We start from the raw sequence: 13,800 nt of genomic DNA, 5'->3' as shown, positions 1-13,800 counted from the left end.
CGGCGGCGGGCCGCCCCGGCGGTTCGGCGGGCGGGCCGCCCGCGGGCGGTACGGCGGACGCCGGCATGGCGCGCAGCCGGTTCAGGAAGTCGGGGGTCGGCAGGTCGTCGGCGCCGTCCGCGGCGGGGTCGGCGGACAGCCCCCGGAGCCGCCGCTTGACCTTGCGCAGCTCGGCGACCTCGTCCCGGCACTGGGCGCATCCCGCGAGGTGGGAGAGGACGCGGTCGCGCTCCTCATGCCCCAGCTCCTCGTCGACCAGAGCGGTCAGACGCTCCCCCAGACAACTCACGCCGCCTCCGTCGATTCCGTTCGATCAGGCGCGCGGTCCCGCCCCGCGCGCGATAAGTACGGCTTTACGCCCCGTCCGGCAGTGGTGGCACGACCGCCGCGTGCGCGCCCCCCGGCGCCGCGTCGGCCACGGCGGTGCGCGCCTCGGCCGCCGCCTGGTAGTCGTTCCGCGTGCCGGGCCGGCGCCGCGTCGGCGCCCGGTGCTCCAGCGCGGCGCGCAGTTGCGCCCGCCCCCGGTGGATGCGGCTGCGGACGGTCCCGAGCTTGACGCCGAGCGTGGCCGAGATCTCCTCGTAGGACAGCCCCTCGATGTCGCACAGCACCACGGCCGCGCGGTACTCGGGGGCCAGCGCGTCGAGGGCGGCCTGGACGTCGGCGTCGAAGTTGGTGTCGTCGAACGCCTGCGCCGGGGTCGGTTCGCGGCCCTGGAGGCGCTCGGCGGCGTCGTCGGCGAGCCCCTCGAAGCGGATGCGCTGGCGGCGCCGCGCCATGTCGAGGAACAGGTTCGTGGTGATGCGGTGCAGCCAGCCCTCGAACGTTCCCGGCGTGTAGTTCGACAGCGACCGGAACACGCGGACGAAGACCTCCTGGGTGAGGTCCTCGGCGTCGTGCTGGTTGCCGGTCAGCCGGTAGGCGAGCCGGTAGACCCGCGCCGAGTGCTCGCGGACGACCTCGTCCCAGGACGGCGGCGCCCACTCGGCCTCGGGGGCGTTCTCTCGAGTGCGAGCGGCGGTCCCAAGCCCCTGCCTGGCGCCGACCCCCACAGCGCTTCTGAAACTGAGTGCTGCGACTCCCATGGTGCCGGGCTGTTCCTCTCTCGTGAGCCAAGGTTCTCGCCTTGGAACGGCACGGTCTCGCCTGGGCTGGGGCGGTTGCTGAACCAACTGCTGAGTGCTCGTGACTTACTGCGTGCTTCTGCTTTCACTCGTTACAACGCGCGGAAACTCCAGTCGGTTCCCTGTCAACGATATGGTCTTTCCAGCATGAGGCATGCGGGGGTCCCGCGAGGAGGCAGCCATCGACGCCATTCAGGCCACCCGGGCCTACGTGGAGGATTTCCTCCCCGAAGACGAACCGCTCCGTGCCGCCCGGCGGCGCGGGGCGGAGGTCGGCGCGGCGCCGATCGGCCCGGCCGGCGGCGCGGCGCTGCGCTTCCTCGCGACCCTGCTCGGCGCCCGGACGGTCGTCGAGGTCGGCTCCGGCTGCGGGGTCTCCGGCGTCTGGCTGATGCGCGGGATGCCCAAGGACGCGGTGCTGACGAGCGTGGACATCGAGCCCGAGAACCAGCGGCTCGCGAAGATCGCCTACCGCGAGGCGGGGCTGTCCGGCTTCCGCACCCGGATGATCACGGGCCCGGCGCTGGAGGTGCTGCCCCGGCTCACCGACGGCGCCTACGACATGGTGTTCTGCGACGCCGACAAGCGGGAGTACCCCGAGTACCTGACGGACGCGCTGCGCCTGCTCCGCCCCGGCGGCGTGGTCGCGTTCGACAACGCGCTGTGGCACGACCGGGTCGCCGACTCCGCCGTCCGCGACCCCGACACCGAGGCGATCCGCGAGGTGCACCGGATGATCCGCGAGGACGAGCGCCTCGTCCCCCTGCTGGTCCCGGTCGGCGACGGCCTCCTCTGCGCGGTGAAGCGCGGCTGACCGCCGCCCGGAGCGGAGCTCCAGCGGAGCGAAGACAGCGGTCGGCCCCCCATCGGGGGTCTGAGGGGCGCCCCCGGACAATGACACGGCAGGCTGGTCCTCCCCCCTGAAAGGACACACCGATGGCCGCAGACGATCAGGCCGTGGAGACCGCCGAGACGCGCGAGCTGTTCTCGGTGCGCGATCGGGTGACGTGGCGCGGGGTCTGGCAGCTGGTGGCGTTCGGGATCCTGTTCGCGGCGTCCGTGGCGTTCGTCACGGGCGGCGCGGTGCGCGGGACGAGCGTGGCCAGCGTCACCTTCATGGTGCTCGGCGCGACGGGGATCGCCCTGTTCGGGGCGGGCCTGCTCGTGTCGGCGGGCGCGATGCTGGCGCGCCGTCCCGTGCTGGAGCTGGACGGCGACGCGGTGCGGCGCCCGGCGCGCTGGCCGCTGCCGCGCTCGGCCGGGCGGTCGCTGCCGTGGGACGAGGTCGCCGCGATCGCGGCGCTGCGCCGCGGCGTGCCCGGCACCCGGCGGGGCGAGCAGGACTACGTGGTGTTCCTGCCGACCGCGGAGCTGGTCGAACTGGCGCGCACGTCGGAGCGGCCGGGCCTGGTGGCGCTGACGATGCGGGACGTCCCGGCGACGGCGGCGGCCGCGCCGTGGTGCTTCCCGGTGGAGGCGGGCTGGGACGCGACGCTCCCCGAGATCGTCAAGGAGGCCCGGCGGCGGCGCCGCGTCCCGGTGGTGGACCGCCGGACGAAGTGACCGGCGGCCCGCCGCTCAGGCGGTCAGCCAGTCGAGCAGCAGCCGGACGCCGTAGCCGGTCGCGCCGCGGGTGATCTCGGCGTCGTCGGCGGTGGCGCGGCCCGGGCCGGCGATGTCGAGGTGCGCCCAGGGGCGCTCGCCCGCGAACTCGCGCAGGAACAGCGCGGCAGTGGTGGCGCCGGCGCCGTGGCCGCCGCGCCCGATGTTGGCGACGTCGGCGAGGTCGGAGTCGATCGCGGCGCGGTAGTCGGCCGTCAGCGGCAGCCGCCACAGCGGCTCGCCCGCCGCCGTCCCGGCCCGGGTGAGCGCGGCGGCGAGGTCGTCGTCGGTGGCGAACAGCGCCGCGTGCCGCAGCCCGAGCGCGACCTTCGCGGCGCCGGTCAGGGTCGCGACGTCCACGACGGCGTCGGGGGCGAGCTCGGCGTCGGCGTAGGCGAGCGCGTCGGCGAGGACGAGCCGGCCCTCGGCGTCGGCGTTCAGCATCTCGGAGGTCGTGCCGCCGAAATGGGTGATCACGTCGCCGGGGCGCATCGACGACCCGGACGGCATGTTCTCCGCCGCCGCGACCAGGCCGGTGACGCGGGCGCGGACGCCGAGGCCGCGCAGCGCGCTCATGACGGCGATGACCGCGGCGCCGCCGGCCATGTCGGTCTTCATCGTCTTCATGCCCTCGTTCGGCTTCAGCGACAGGCCGCCGCTGTCGAACGTGATGCCCTTGCCGACGAGCACGATGTGCCGGTCGGCGGGCCCGTCGGGCACGTAGGAGAGCTCGATCAGCCGGGGCGGGCGGGCGGACCCGGAGCCGACGGCGAGCAGCCCGCCGAAGCCGCCCTCGGCCAGCTCCTTCTCGCCGCGGACCCGGACGGTGAGGCCCGCCTCAGCGGCGGCCTGCTCGGCCCGCGCCGCGAGCCAGGACGGGTCCTTTTCGGAGGCCGGGGTGTTGGCGAGGTCGCGGGCCAGCGCGGTCGCCCGCGCCCGCGCGGTGCCGCGCTCGATGGCCGGGGCGTCGGCCGCCGGCCCGGCCTCGGTCAGCACGGCGAGGGTGCCGAGCGCCTTCTTGGCGGGCGGAGCGCCGATCTTGAACTCGTAGGACGCGAGCAGCGCGCCCTCGACGAACGCGGCGAGGTCGCCGGCCGGCACGCCGGCGACGAGCGCCGCGCGGCCCTTGCCGCGGCGGGCCAGCGCGGCGCCGGCCCTGCGCAGGTCGGCCGGGGCCGCGTCGCCCACCCCGTACAGCAGCAGCTCCCGGACCTGGTCCCCGATGCGGACCTGGGTCGCGGTGATCTCGCCCGGCTCGCCCTTGGCCCGGTGCAGCGCGAGCAGCTCGTCCAGCGTGAAGGGCAGCGACCCGGCGACCTCCGCCGCGGGCGCGACCGGGCCCTTCAGGACCGGTACCGCCACCACCTCGGCGCCGAGGTCGGCCGCCGTCCGCGACACGGTGCCGCCGGCGCCCTGGACGCGGGTCTCGATGGGCATGGTGCTGGTCCCCCCTGATCTGGACGTTCGCGTGCGGAAATGGCAAGGGCCCCGGCGGCGTCGCCGGGACCGTCACCAGAAAGGCCGGGAGCGGTGTGCCGTCAGCCCACGACGCCCTTGAGCGCCTCGCCGAGCTCCTTGGCCTCGTCGGCGGAGAGCTCGACCACGAGGCGGCCCCCGCCTTCGAGGGGGACCCGCATGACGATTCCGCGTCCCTCCTTGGTCACTTCGAGCGGACCGTCTCCCGTCCGCGGCTTCATCGCCGCCATGCGTGCTTCCCCTTCCTGCGTCAGGGCCGCGGCCTCGCACACCGTTGGCCGCGTGGCCGCGTGTCGCATCCGCGTCATCAGTAGTGGTCCATTATCTCGTCTTCCGGGCGCGAAGTGGTAACGATCAGCCTCCAGATCGGAAGATGGGAAGATCTGCGGGAGAACCGGGAGGACGCCGATGTCTGAGACCGTGCTGTACGACGTGACCGACGGTGTGGGGACGATCACACTCAACCGCCCCGACGGGATGAACTCGCTGACGGCCGAGATGAAGGAGCTGCTGCGCGCGACGGTGGTGCGCGCCGCCGCCGACCAGGCGGCCCGCGCGGTGGTGCTCACCGGCGCGGGACGGGCCTTCTGCGCGGGGCAGGACCTGCGGGAGCACGCCGACAACCTCGCCGCCGGGAAGGGGCTGGACGGCACCGTCCGCAAGCACTACAACCCGATCGTGCTGGCGCTGGCCGGGATGCGCAAGCCCGTGGTGGCGGCGGTGAACGGCGTCGCGGCGGGCGCGGGCGCGTCGCTGGCGTTCGCCTGCGACCTGGTCGTCGCGTCCGACAAGGCCCGCTTCGCGACCGCGTTCACCGGGATCGGGCTGGCGCCCGACAGCGGCATGTCGTGGACGCTGCAGCGCCTCGTCGGCCGCGCGAAGGCGGCCGAGCTGCTGCTGCTCGGCGAGCCGGTGAAGGCCGAGCAGGCGCTGGAGCTGGGCCTGGTGAACCGGGTCGTCCCGGCGGAAGAGCTGGCCCCGGCGGCGGTGGAGCTGGCCCGGCGGCTCGCGGCCGGGCCGACGGTCGCCTACGGCGCCGTGAAGGCGGCCCTCGACCACGCGGCGACCCACGATCTGGCGTCCGCGCTGGAGCGGGAGGCGGAACTGCAGGACGAGTGCGCCGAGACCGCCGACCACCGCAACGCGACCGAGGCGTTCCTGAAGAAGCAGCAGCCGGGGTTCGAGGGCCGCTGAAGGTAGGGCCTTCCCCCGCATGGAGTGGGGAGGCTCCGCCAATGTGCCCGAGGGGGTGCCGGCGGTTGTCTTGAGGGCATGACCCAGACATCCGCCGCACCCCCTGCCGGGCAGCTCCACGACCATGTCGCCGTGGCCCGCGACCTCGTCAAGTCCTACGGGACGGGCGAGCACGCGGTGACCGCGCTGCGCGGCGTCTCGGCGGCGTTCCCGCGCGGCCGGTTCACCGCGATCATGGGGCCGTCCGGCTCCGGCAAGTCGACGTTCCTGCACTGCCTGGCCGGGCTCGACACGGTCACCTCCGGCGCGGTGCTGATCGGCGACGTGGACATCACGAAGCTGTCGCGGACCCGGCTGACGAAGCTGCGCCGCGACCGGCTCGGGTTCGTGTTCCAGTCGTTCAACCTGCTGCCGATGCTGACGGCGGAGGAGAACATCCGGCTGACCGGGCGGCTCGGGAACCGGCGCGCCGACCGGGAGTGGTTCGACACGATCGTGGACGCGCTGGGGCTGCGCGGGCGCCTCGCGCACCGGCCGAGCGAGCTGTCGGGCGGGCAGCAGCAGCGGGTCGCGGTGGCGCGGGCGCTGCTGACCCGGCCGGAGGTGCTGTTCGCCGACGAGCCGACCGGCAACCTCGACTCCCGGTCGGGCGCCGAGGTGCTGGGGTTCCTGCGCCGCGCGGTGGACGCCTACGGCCAGACGGTGATCATGGTGACGCACGACCCCGGAGCCGCCGCGCACGCCGACCGGGTGCTGTTCCTCGCGGACGGCATGATCGTGCGCGAGCTGCACTCCCCCACCATCGACCAGGTGCACGACGTGATGCGCCGGATGGAGGGCTGAGCGCCATGTGGCTGATCGCGCGCCGCTCCTTCGCCGAGGGCTGGATGCGGATGGCCGCCACGCTGCTGGCGGCGGCGTTCTCGATCGGGCTGATCGCGGGGTCGCTGCAGTTCACGCTGCGGGCGCAGGAGGCGGTGTCGGGCAGCGACGCCAGCGAGTACGCCCGCTCCGACGTGCTCGTCCTCGGCGGGTCGGTGGACACCGACGACCCGTACGCGAGGCCGGACGGCCAGGTCGCGCTGAGCGCGGTCTCGGGACGTCCGGGCGTCGCTGCGGCCGCCGGGGACGCGATGGTCCCCGTGACCGCGCACGGGTCCGGCGGCAAGGCGATCCTGCCGCCCGCCGGGGCCGGGATGACGCTGCGGCCGTGGACGTCCGACGAGCGCCTCAACCCGTACCACCTGGAGTCGGGCCGGGCGCCCGCCGCGGACGGCGAGATCGCCGTGACCCGGCACGTGGCGCGGGCCGGGAAGCTCGATGTGGGCGACCCGGTCCGGGTGCTGCTGCCGAAGCAGAGCCGCACCCTGAAGCTCGTCGGGATCGTCACCGTGCAGGACCACAGCTCCGTCGCCAGCGGTGACCTGCTGCTGGCGCCGCCCGCGACCGTCCAGGCGGCGGCGGGCCTCCCGGCCGGGACCTGGCAGGGCGTGTGGGTGAAGGCCGCGCCGGGCGTCGCGCCGGCGAAGCTCCGCGGGGAGCTGGCCCGCGCCCTCGGGCAGGACGTCACCGTCCGCACCGCCGCGGCCGTGCGGAACGCCCAGTCGGCCGACCTGCAGTCGGCGGGCGCGTCGATCGGCGGCGCCATCGGCATGGTCTCGTCCGTCGCCGTGTTCGTCGGGCTGTTCGTCGTGGCGAACACCTTCGGCACGCTGGTGCGGCAGCGGACGCGGCGGCTGGCGCTGCTCAGCGCGATCGGCGCGACGCCCCGCCAGATCAAGCGGCTGATCCGGTGGGAGGCCCTGGCGCTCGGCCTGGTCGGGTCGGCGGGCGGCGTGGTGCTCGGCTACCCGGTGTCGGCGCTGCTCACCCGGCTGTTCGCCGACGACGGCTTCGACATCTCCGCCGCGGACGTGCAGTTCGGCTGGCTCGCGCTGGCCGTGCCGGCCGTGGCCGGGATCGTCGTCACCCAGCTCGCGGCGTGGCGGGCCGCGCGGCGCGCGGCCCGCGTCTCCCCCATGCAGGCGCTGCGCGCGGCGAGCACCGACACGCCCGGCCGCCGCCGGGGGCGGGTGATCGGCGCGCTCGCCATCTTCGCGTGTGCGTGGATCTTCTTCGGCGGCGTCTTCGGGATCAGGTACGAGGAGCCGCCGGGGCCGGAGCGCACCATCGGCGTCTGCGTCATGGTCCTGCTGGGCTGCATGACGACGGTCGCGGCGCTCGCCGTCCTCGCCCCGTTCTTCGTCGGCCCGCTCGGCGGCCTGGTCGGCCGGATCGGGACGGCCGTCAGCGGCGAGGCCGGGCGCCTCGCCCGCGCCACCATCACCCGCAGCCCGCGCCGGGTGTCGTCGGCGGCGTCGTCGCTGATGCTGGGCGTGGCGCTGGTCGGCGCGACCGCGCTGACCGTGCTGTCGGTGGACGCGCGGTTCGCCGAGACCGGCGAGCAGGTGATGCGCGCCGAGCACGCGATCGCCGCGACCGGCGCGACGTCCGGCGGCCAGGCGCCGCTGCCCCGCGACGCGGCGGCCAAGGCCGCGGCCGTGCCCGGCGTGTCCGCCGCGGCCGCGCTGACGGCGTCGCAGATCAAGCTCGTCTCGCCGCCGCCGAGGCGGCCGTCGCCGGAGGAGCCGCCGCTGCCGGTCTACCTGGCGGTGACGGGCGCCGACCAGAAGGCGCTGCCGGAGGTGCTGAGGCTCGGCGGGCGGCTGCCCCGGCTCGGGGACGGCGAGATCGCCCTCACCTCCACGGTGATGAAGGGCCAGAAGATCAAGAAGGGGCAGCGGATCGTCGTGCGCGGGGCGCAGGGCCGCGTGCCGCTGACGGTCGCCGCCGCCTACCACGACCCGTCGCACCTGTTCGCCGACCAGGCGCTGGTGTCGGCGGCGACCATGGACCGGCTCGACCCGGACGCGCCCGCGCAGGTCGTCCTCACGCGGGGCGGCTCCGAGCGGGACCTCGCCCGCGCGTTCGCCGACACGCCCGGCGTCGAGGTCCTCGGCAAGGGCGCCTACGTGAACCTGGCCAAGGGCGCGATGACCAGCGGGCTGACGGTCATCTACGGGTTCATCGGGATGGCGCTCGTCCTCGCCCTGTTCGGGATGGCGACGACCGTCTCGATGAGCGTCGGCGAGCGGACCCGCGAGTTCGGGCTGCTCGGCGCCGTCGGCGCGACGGTCGCGCAGATCAGGGCGATCGTCCGCTGGGAGGCCGCGACCGTCGTGCTGCTCGGCGGGCTCCTCGGCATCGGGACGGCGCTCGGCAGCGTGTTCCTGATGTACGTCGCGACGGGCAGCTCGTTCCTGGCGCCGAACCCGCCGTGGTGGCTGTTCCCGCTGGTCATCGCGGGCGCGGCGGCGGTCGCCCTGGCGACGTCGGCGCTCCCGGCCCGGCGGGCCGCCGAGGTCCCGCTGCTGGAGGCGGCCAAGTCGGAGTAGCGGGCCGGACGCCGGCGCGGCGGTCTACCGGTAGGCGGCGGCTACCGGTAGGCGCCGTGCCGGTGGCAGCCGGTGAGGTGGTCGTCGACGAGGCCGCACGCCTGCATCAGGGCGTAGGCGGTGGTGGGGCCGACGAAGCGGAAGCCGTGCTTCTTCAGCTCCTTGGAGAGCGCCTTCGAGGCGTCGGTGAAGGCGGGGACCTCGGCGGTGTCGGTGTAGGCCGGGGAGGCCGGGTCGGCGTGCCGCCAGGCGGTCGCGGCGAGGCCGCCGGGCAGCTCGAGGGCGGCGCGGGCGTTGCCGACCGCCGCCTCGATCTTCGCCCGGTTCCGGACGATGGAGGCGTCGCCCATCAGGCGCTCGACGTCGTCCGGGCCGAACCCGGCGACCTTCTCCGGGTCGAAGCCGCAGAACGCGGCGCGGAAGTTCTCGCGCTTGCGCAGGATCGTCAGCCACGACAGGCCCGACTGGAACGCCTCCAGGCAGAGCCGCTCGTAAAGACCCTGGTCGTCGCGGACGGGACGGCCCCACTCGTCGTCGTGGTAGGCGATGTAGTCGGGCGTCGACAGCCCCCACGGGCAGCGTCCCCGCCCGTCCTCGCCGATGATCGCGGTGCTCACGCGCCCCGTTCTACCTCACGCCTCCGACAGAACGGCCAGGCGGCGGAGCCCGAGCCGCAGGAACGCCTTCACGACCGGGCCGGCGACGAGCCAGCCGGCGCGGCCCAGCGGGCCGAACGGGAGGTCGATGCGCTCCGCCCAGACGACGCGGCTGCCCGTCCCCTCGGGGACGACCTTGAACCACGCCTCGCCGCGCACGACGCGGCCGGTGTGCCGGACGGCGACGCGCCGGCCGTCCTGCCAGTCGGTGATGACCATGGTGTCGACGAACCCGACCGGGCCGACGCCCGTCCGCGCGCTGATCTCGTCGCCGGCCTTGGTGCCGCCCTCGGCGCTGGTGAACGGCATCCACTCGGCGTGCCGCGGCCAGTCGGTGAGGATCTCGAAGACCCGCTCGGGCGGCGCGGCGGACACGGCCTCGGCAATGACGGCGACTTCGCTCATCGGTGCTCCTCCCCCGGTTCGTCCTCGGCGGGCACGGTCTGCTTCTCGGCGGGCGCGGTCTCCTTGCGGAGCACGACCTGCTCGGCGGGCTCCTCCAGGCCGTGCAGCGCGCCGATCGGCGGTGTGTCGTCGCCGGCACGCCTGCGCAGGTCGTGGAGCTGGCGTTCGAGGTCGGCCACGCGGGCGTCGCGCTCGCGCAGGGCCTCGGTGAGGCGGTGGACGGCCTCGTCCGTCACCTGCATCTGGTAGCCCCAGATCGTCGCCGGAAACCTGATCCGGGCGCCGGACGGGAGGATCGGGCGCCCCTCGACGTCCAGCCTGAGCGGCGCGTAGTCCGGATGGGTCTCGGCGAGCTCGCCGCCCCGCCCCATGGCGAGCACGACGACGGCGCCCAGCACGGCCAGGCCGGCCAGGACGAGCACCACGGTGACCATCACGCTCCGATCTGCCTGCGTCCCTGTGAAGGACGATCCCCGGACTCCGATCGTGCCACGCTTGGCGGCATGAGCATGCAACGGCGGACGGTCCTTCCACCGGACGCACCGGTTCCGGACGGTGCCGTGGACGCGGGTACGGCGCCCCCCGCGAGCCGGGTGGAGCGGCTCGCCGCCTCCGGGGGCGCCGTGCTCGTCACGCTGGAGACGGACGCGCGGGAGCCCGATCCCGGGCTGCTCGCCGCCGCGTCCGTCTACGCGTGGCTGGGTGCGGTGTGGTTCCGGGTGCCGGAGTCCCAGGCGGACGGGATGCGCCAGGTGCTGGACATGGTGGCGTCCATCGAGGGCACCCGGCCTCCGGCGGTGGCCCGCCGGGGCCTCGCCTGACTTCGGCTGCCCGGCCCCGGCGGCCGCGGCCCGGCCCGGCTAGCCGCGGAGGCGGTGCCAGGGGCCGGTGATGGCGTAGGTCGCGCCCGGGTCCGACTGGCGGTTGGCGAACAGGGTGCGGCCGTCCGGGGAGAACGTGACGCCGGTGAACTCGCTTCCGTTGAGGGCGTTGCGCGCCATCGCGAACGGCTTGTTCTTGCGGGTGGTGCCGACGAGGTACTGCTCGCCGTCGCCGTCCTCGGCCAGGATCACGCCGCCGCCGTACGGGGAGACGGTGATGTTGTCGGGCCCGTCGAACCGGCCGCCCGGCTTGAAGATCAGCTGGAGCTCGATCGTGTTGTGGCGCGGGTCGTAGGTCCAGACCTGCCCGGCGTGGTCGCCCGCGGCGCCGTCCTCGGTGTTGGAGAAGCTGGCGACGAAGTACGCCTTGCCGTGGCCCCACCAGCAGCCTTCGAGCTTCTGGCTGCGGGTGACCGTGTCGAACTGCTTGCGGACGGACGTCTGCTTCGCCGACGGGTCCGGGACGTCCAGCCACTCGACGCGCAGCCGGGTGCCGGGCTCGGTGACGAGGGACAGGTCCTCGACGCCGCGGACGTTCATCGCCTCCAGCTTCCCGCCCCGCATGTAGGCGTGGTAGCCGCCGTGGTGGGCGCGGGGCCGGAACCGGTAGAACAGCCCGAACGGCCCGGACGCGTCCTCGGTGAGGTAGGCGGTGAGGGTGTGCGGGTCGACGGCGACGGCCTCGTGCGCGAACCGGCCGAGGCCGGTCAGCGGGACGGGCTCGGTGCGGCGGCCGTCCGGGTCGACCTCGAACACCCAGCCGTGGCTCTTGGTCTCGCCCTTGACGCCCTCGGTCTCCTCGCAGGTCAGCCAGGTGCCCCACGGGGTGCGGCCGCCGGCGCAGTTGACCGCCGTCCCGGCGAGGCTGACGTACTGCGACAGCAGGTTGCCGCGGCTGTCGACCTCCAGGGTGGTGGTGCCGCCGTTGACGGCCGGGTCGTAGGTCAGCTCGGGGCGGCCGACCGCGCGGGTGCCGTTGGTGCCCTGCTCGTGGTTGCGCACCAGCCGGGTGCGGCCGTGCCGGCTGCCGGGGAAGGTGGCCATCCCGTCGTGGTGGCCGGGAACGACGACGCCCTCGGAGATGGGGTCGCCTTCCACCGACAGCTCCTTGTACTGGAAGCCCCTGGGCAGGTCCAGGACGCCCTTGGGGTCGGGGATGAGCGGGCCGTAGCCGAACGCCTCACCGGTGTCGGCGCCCGCGGAGGTCTGGAAGATTCCCTCCAGGCTTCCGGCGAGGGCGATGGACAGCGCGCCGGCCGCGCCGCCCTTGACGACTCCGCGACGGGTCACGGACATGGGGGACTCCTTCACGTAAGGGGATCACGCGGGAGCCTGGTCGCCGTCCCTGAACCGCCGGTGAACGAGCACCGGCCGCCCGGCAAAACCCCAGGACAATCTCTGGGTCAGCGCGCCGTGGGAAAGGCCATGGAGGCGGTTTCGGACGGCCCGGAGGGCGCGGACGGCTCGGGCCAGCGGGACGTGACGGCCTTCGCCCGGGTGTAGAACCGGACGCCCTCGGGCCCGTGGACGTGGGTGTCGCCGAACAGCGACGCCTTCCAGCCGCCGAAGGAGTAGAACGCCATCGGCACCGGGACGGGGACGTTGATCCCGATCATCCCGACGTGCACCGACCGCTGGAACCGCCGCGCCGCCGCGCCGGACGAGGTGAACACGGCCGTGCCGTTGCCGTAGGGGTTGGCGTTGACCAGCGCGACCGCCTCGTCCAGCGTCTCGGCGCGCAGCACGGCCAGCACCGGCCCGAAGATCTCCTCGGTGTAGGCGGGCATGTCGGTGGTGACGCCGTCCAGCAGGCAGGGGCCGACGAAGAAGCCGGGGCCGGGCAGGTCGCGGCCGTCGACGACGAGCTTGGCGCCGGCGCGCTCGGCGTCCGCGACGCGCCCGCCGACCCGCTCCCGCGCCGCCGCGCTGATCAGCGGGCCCATCTCGCTGGCCGGGTCGGCGCCCGGCCCGACCGTGATCGCGCGGGCCCGGTCGGCGAGCCGCTCGATCAGCGGGTCGGCGGCGTCCCCGACGGCGACCGCCACCGAGATCGCCATGCAGCGCTGCCCGGCGGACCCGTAGGCCGCCGCGGTGATCTGGTCGGCGGCGAGGTCGAGGTCGGCGTCGGGCAGCACGACCGCGTGGTTCTTGGCGCCGCCGAGGGCCTGCACGCGCTTGCCGGCGGCGCTCGCCGCCTCGTGCACGTGCCGGGCGACGGGCGTGGACCCGACGAACGACACCGCCGCGACGCCCGGGTGCGCGATGAGCGCGTCGGCGGTCTCGGCGTCGCCGTGCAGCACGTTGAACACCCCGTCCGGCAGGCCCGCCTCGGCGTACAGCTCGGCGACCAGGTTCGACGCGGACGGGACGCGCTCGCTCGGCTTCAGCACGAACGCGTTCCCGCAGGCGATCGCGATCGGGTGCATCCACAGCGGCACCATGACCGGGAAGTTGAACGGGACGATGCCCGCGCACACGCCGAGCGGCTCCCGGAACGAGAACGCGTCCACGCCGGTCGACACCTGGTCGGAGTACTCGCCCTTGAGCAGCTGCGGGATCCCGCACGCGAACTCGACGACCTCGCGGCCCCGCACGACCTCGCCGCGGGCGTCGTCCAGCACCTTGCCGTGCTCGGCGGTGATCAGCCGGGCCAGCTCGTCCTCGTGCCGCTCCAGCAGGTCGCGCAGCGCGAACATGATCCGCGCCCGCCGGGTGAGGGACACCTCCCGCCACGTCGCGAAGGCGCGGGCGGCGGCGCCGACGGCGGCGTCCACCTCGGCCCGGCGGCCCAGCACGACCTCTCCGGTCTGCTGCCCGGTCGCGGGGTCGTGCACGGGCGCCGCGGTGCTCCCGCCGACCGGGACACCGCCGATCCGGTGCTGAATCGAGCGCATGGGGGTTCCCTAAGATCGTTTTGTCTGGAGTGAGTCGCTCTGGATGCCCAGGGCGACGGGGTGTGGCTGATGGTTGTTTGCCGCTGTTGTGGCTTGAAAGGAATGGCCGCCTCGTCGCCCTGGACGCCCTGGCC

The 13,800-nt window shown here is 74.6% G+C and carries 15 protein-coding genes; 6 read left to right on the top strand and 9 right to left on the bottom strand.

The features are described from left to right. A partial coding sequence (locus ETD96_RS29165) for an anti-sigma factor family protein (RefSeq protein WP_171069286.1) occupies window positions 1–289 on the bottom strand: 289 nt, incomplete at its 3' end. 64 nt (window positions 290–353) lie between these two features. After that, window positions 354–1,085, bottom strand: a complete 732-nt coding sequence (gene sigE, locus ETD96_RS29160) for an RNA polymerase sigma factor SigE (protein WP_205719506.1) — start codon at window positions 1,083–1,085, stop codon at window positions 354–356. A 193-nt stretch (window positions 1,086–1,278) separates the two neighbouring features. On the opposite strand from sigE, the gene ETD96_RS29155 reads away from it, so the two are divergent. Continuing rightward, window positions 1,279–1,938, top strand: coding sequence for an O-methyltransferase (locus tag ETD96_RS29155; RefSeq protein WP_138639698.1), 660 nt, complete (start codon window positions 1,279–1,281; stop codon window positions 1,936–1,938). Between the two features lie 122 nt (window positions 1,939–2,060). Continuing rightward, window positions 2,061–2,687 (top strand): hypothetical protein, encoded by a 627-nt coding sequence (locus tag ETD96_RS29150; RefSeq protein WP_240808305.1) that lies wholly within the window; start codon window positions 2,061–2,063, stop codon window positions 2,685–2,687. A 15-nt stretch (window positions 2,688–2,702) separates the two neighbouring features. Here the strand turns inward: ETD96_RS29150 and ETD96_RS29145 are convergent, their stop codons facing one another. Both ETD96_RS29145 and ETD96_RS29140 read right to left on the bottom strand, forming a co-directional pair. Then, the gene (locus ETD96_RS29145; protein ID WP_138639697.1) at window positions 2,703–4,163 is read right to left on the bottom strand and encodes a leucyl aminopeptidase family protein; all 1,461 of its coding nucleotides are present in this window, start codon (window positions 4,161–4,163) and stop codon (window positions 2,703–2,705) included. 101 nt (window positions 4,164–4,264) lie between these two features. Continuing rightward, window positions 4,265–4,432 carry a DUF3117 domain-containing protein gene (locus tag ETD96_RS29140; protein ID WP_083946426.1) on the bottom strand — a complete coding sequence of 56 codons (168 nt, stop codon included), beginning with the start codon at window positions 4,430–4,432 and terminating at the stop codon, window positions 4,265–4,267. 178 nt (window positions 4,433–4,610) lie between these two features. On the opposite strand from ETD96_RS29140, the gene ETD96_RS46080 reads away from it, so the two are divergent. The 3 genes from ETD96_RS46080 (at window position 4,611) to ETD96_RS29120 (ending at window position 8,830) form a co-directional block, all read left to right on the top strand. After that, window positions 4,611–5,396 carry an enoyl-CoA hydratase-related protein gene (locus tag ETD96_RS46080; RefSeq protein ID WP_205719505.1) on the top strand — a complete coding sequence of 262 codons (786 nt, stop codon included), beginning with the start codon at window positions 4,611–4,613 and terminating at the stop codon, window positions 5,394–5,396. Window positions 5,397–5,474: 78 nt separating this feature from the next. Continuing rightward, window positions 5,475–6,239, top strand: a complete 765-nt coding sequence (locus ETD96_RS29125) for an ABC transporter ATP-binding protein (RefSeq protein ID WP_138639694.1) — start codon at window positions 5,475–5,477, stop codon at window positions 6,237–6,239. 5 nt (window positions 6,240–6,244) lie between these two features. Further along, complete coding sequence (locus ETD96_RS29120; RefSeq protein WP_138639693.1) at window positions 6,245–8,830, top strand: FtsX-like permease family protein; 2,586 nt, start codon at window positions 6,245–6,247, stop codon at window positions 8,828–8,830. A gap of 41 nt (window positions 8,831–8,871) precedes the next feature. Here ETD96_RS29120 and ETD96_RS29115 read toward each other — a convergent pair whose 3' ends face one another. The 3 genes from ETD96_RS29115 to ETD96_RS29105 are packed head-to-tail and all read right to left on the bottom strand — an operon-like array spanning window position 8,872 to window position 10,325. After that, window positions 8,872–9,447 carry a DNA-3-methyladenine glycosylase I gene (locus ETD96_RS29115; RefSeq protein ID WP_138639692.1) on the bottom strand — a complete coding sequence of 192 codons (576 nt, stop codon included), beginning with the start codon at window positions 9,445–9,447 and terminating at the stop codon, window positions 8,872–8,874. 15 nt (window positions 9,448–9,462) lie between these two features. Then, entirely contained in the window at window positions 9,463–9,891 is a 429-nt protein-coding gene (locus ETD96_RS29110) for an SRPBCC family protein (RefSeq protein ID WP_138639691.1), read from the bottom strand. After that, window positions 9,888–10,325 carry a hypothetical protein gene (locus ETD96_RS29105; RefSeq protein ID WP_138639690.1) on the bottom strand — a complete coding sequence of 146 codons (438 nt, stop codon included), beginning with the start codon at window positions 10,323–10,325 and terminating at the stop codon, window positions 9,888–9,890. Before ETD96_RS29105 ends, ETD96_RS29110 begins: the two co-directional genes overlap by 4 nt. A 69-nt stretch (window positions 10,326–10,394) precedes the next feature. Between ETD96_RS29105 and ETD96_RS29100 the strand changes: the two genes are divergently transcribed. Next, window positions 10,395–10,712 carry a hypothetical protein gene (locus ETD96_RS29100; protein ID WP_138639689.1) on the top strand — a complete coding sequence of 106 codons (318 nt, stop codon included), beginning with the start codon at window positions 10,395–10,397 and terminating at the stop codon, window positions 10,710–10,712. Window positions 10,713–10,751: 39 nt separating this feature from the next. On the opposite strand, the gene ETD96_RS29095 is transcribed toward ETD96_RS29100, so the two are convergent. After that, on the bottom strand, window positions 10,752–12,068 hold the full coding sequence (locus ETD96_RS29095) for an alkaline phosphatase PhoX (RefSeq protein WP_171069285.1): 1,317 nt from the start codon (window positions 12,066–12,068) through the stop codon (window positions 10,752–10,754). A gap of 107 nt (window positions 12,069–12,175) precedes the next feature. Beyond that, entirely contained in the window at window positions 12,176–13,666 is a 1,491-nt protein-coding gene (locus ETD96_RS29090) for a CoA-acylating methylmalonate-semialdehyde dehydrogenase (protein WP_138639687.1), read from the bottom strand. Window positions 13,667–13,800 lie beyond the last annotated feature (134 nt).

Source organism: Actinomadura geliboluensis (assembly GCF_005889745.1).
GTDB classification, from domain to species: domain Bacteria; phylum Actinomycetota; class Actinomycetes; order Streptosporangiales; family Streptosporangiaceae; genus Spirillospora; species Spirillospora geliboluensis.
The sequence above is the reverse complement of the archived record's forward strand: the minus strand, read 5'-3'. Positions and strand labels throughout refer to the sequence as shown.

Coding starts and splice junctions, on each gene's coding strand:
- sigE (WP_205719506.1), bottom strand. CDS start 1,085: ATGGGAGTCGCAGCACTCAGTTTCAGAAGCGCTGTGGGGGTCGGCGCC.
- ETD96_RS29155 (WP_138639698.1), top strand. CDS start 1,279: ATGCGGGGGTCCCGCGAGGAGGCAGCCATCGACGCCATTCAGGCCACC.
- ETD96_RS29150 (WP_240808305.1), top strand. CDS start 2,061: ATGGCCGCAGACGATCAGGCCGTGGAGACCGCCGAGACGCGCGAGCTG.
- ETD96_RS29145 (WP_138639697.1), bottom strand. CDS start 4,163: ATGCCCATCGAGACCCGCGTCCAGGGCGCCGGCGGCACCGTGTCGCGG.
- ETD96_RS29140 (WP_083946426.1), bottom strand. CDS start 4,432: ATGGCGGCGATGAAGCCGCGGACGGGAGACGGTCCGCTCGAAGTGACC.
- ETD96_RS46080 (WP_205719505.1), top strand. CDS start 4,611: ATGTCTGAGACCGTGCTGTACGACGTGACCGACGGTGTGGGGACGATC.
- ETD96_RS29125 (WP_138639694.1), top strand. CDS start 5,475: ATGACCCAGACATCCGCCGCACCCCCTGCCGGGCAGCTCCACGACCAT.
- ETD96_RS29120 (WP_138639693.1), top strand. CDS start 6,245: ATGTGGCTGATCGCGCGCCGCTCCTTCGCCGAGGGCTGGATGCGGATG.
- ETD96_RS29110 (WP_138639691.1), bottom strand. CDS start 9,891: ATGAGCGAAGTCGCCGTCATTGCCGAGGCCGTGTCCGCCGCGCCGCCC.
- ETD96_RS29105 (WP_138639690.1), bottom strand. CDS start 10,325: ATGGTCACCGTGGTGCTCGTCCTGGCCGGCCTGGCCGTGCTGGGCGCC.
- ETD96_RS29100 (WP_138639689.1), top strand. CDS start 10,395: ATGAGCATGCAACGGCGGACGGTCCTTCCACCGGACGCACCGGTTCCG.
- ETD96_RS29095 (WP_171069285.1), bottom strand. CDS start 12,068: ATGTCCGTGACCCGTCGCGGAGTCGTCAAGGGCGGCGCGGCCGGCGCG.
- ETD96_RS29090 (WP_138639687.1), bottom strand. CDS start 13,666: ATGCGCTCGATTCAGCACCGGATCGGCGGTGTCCCGGTCGGCGGGAGC.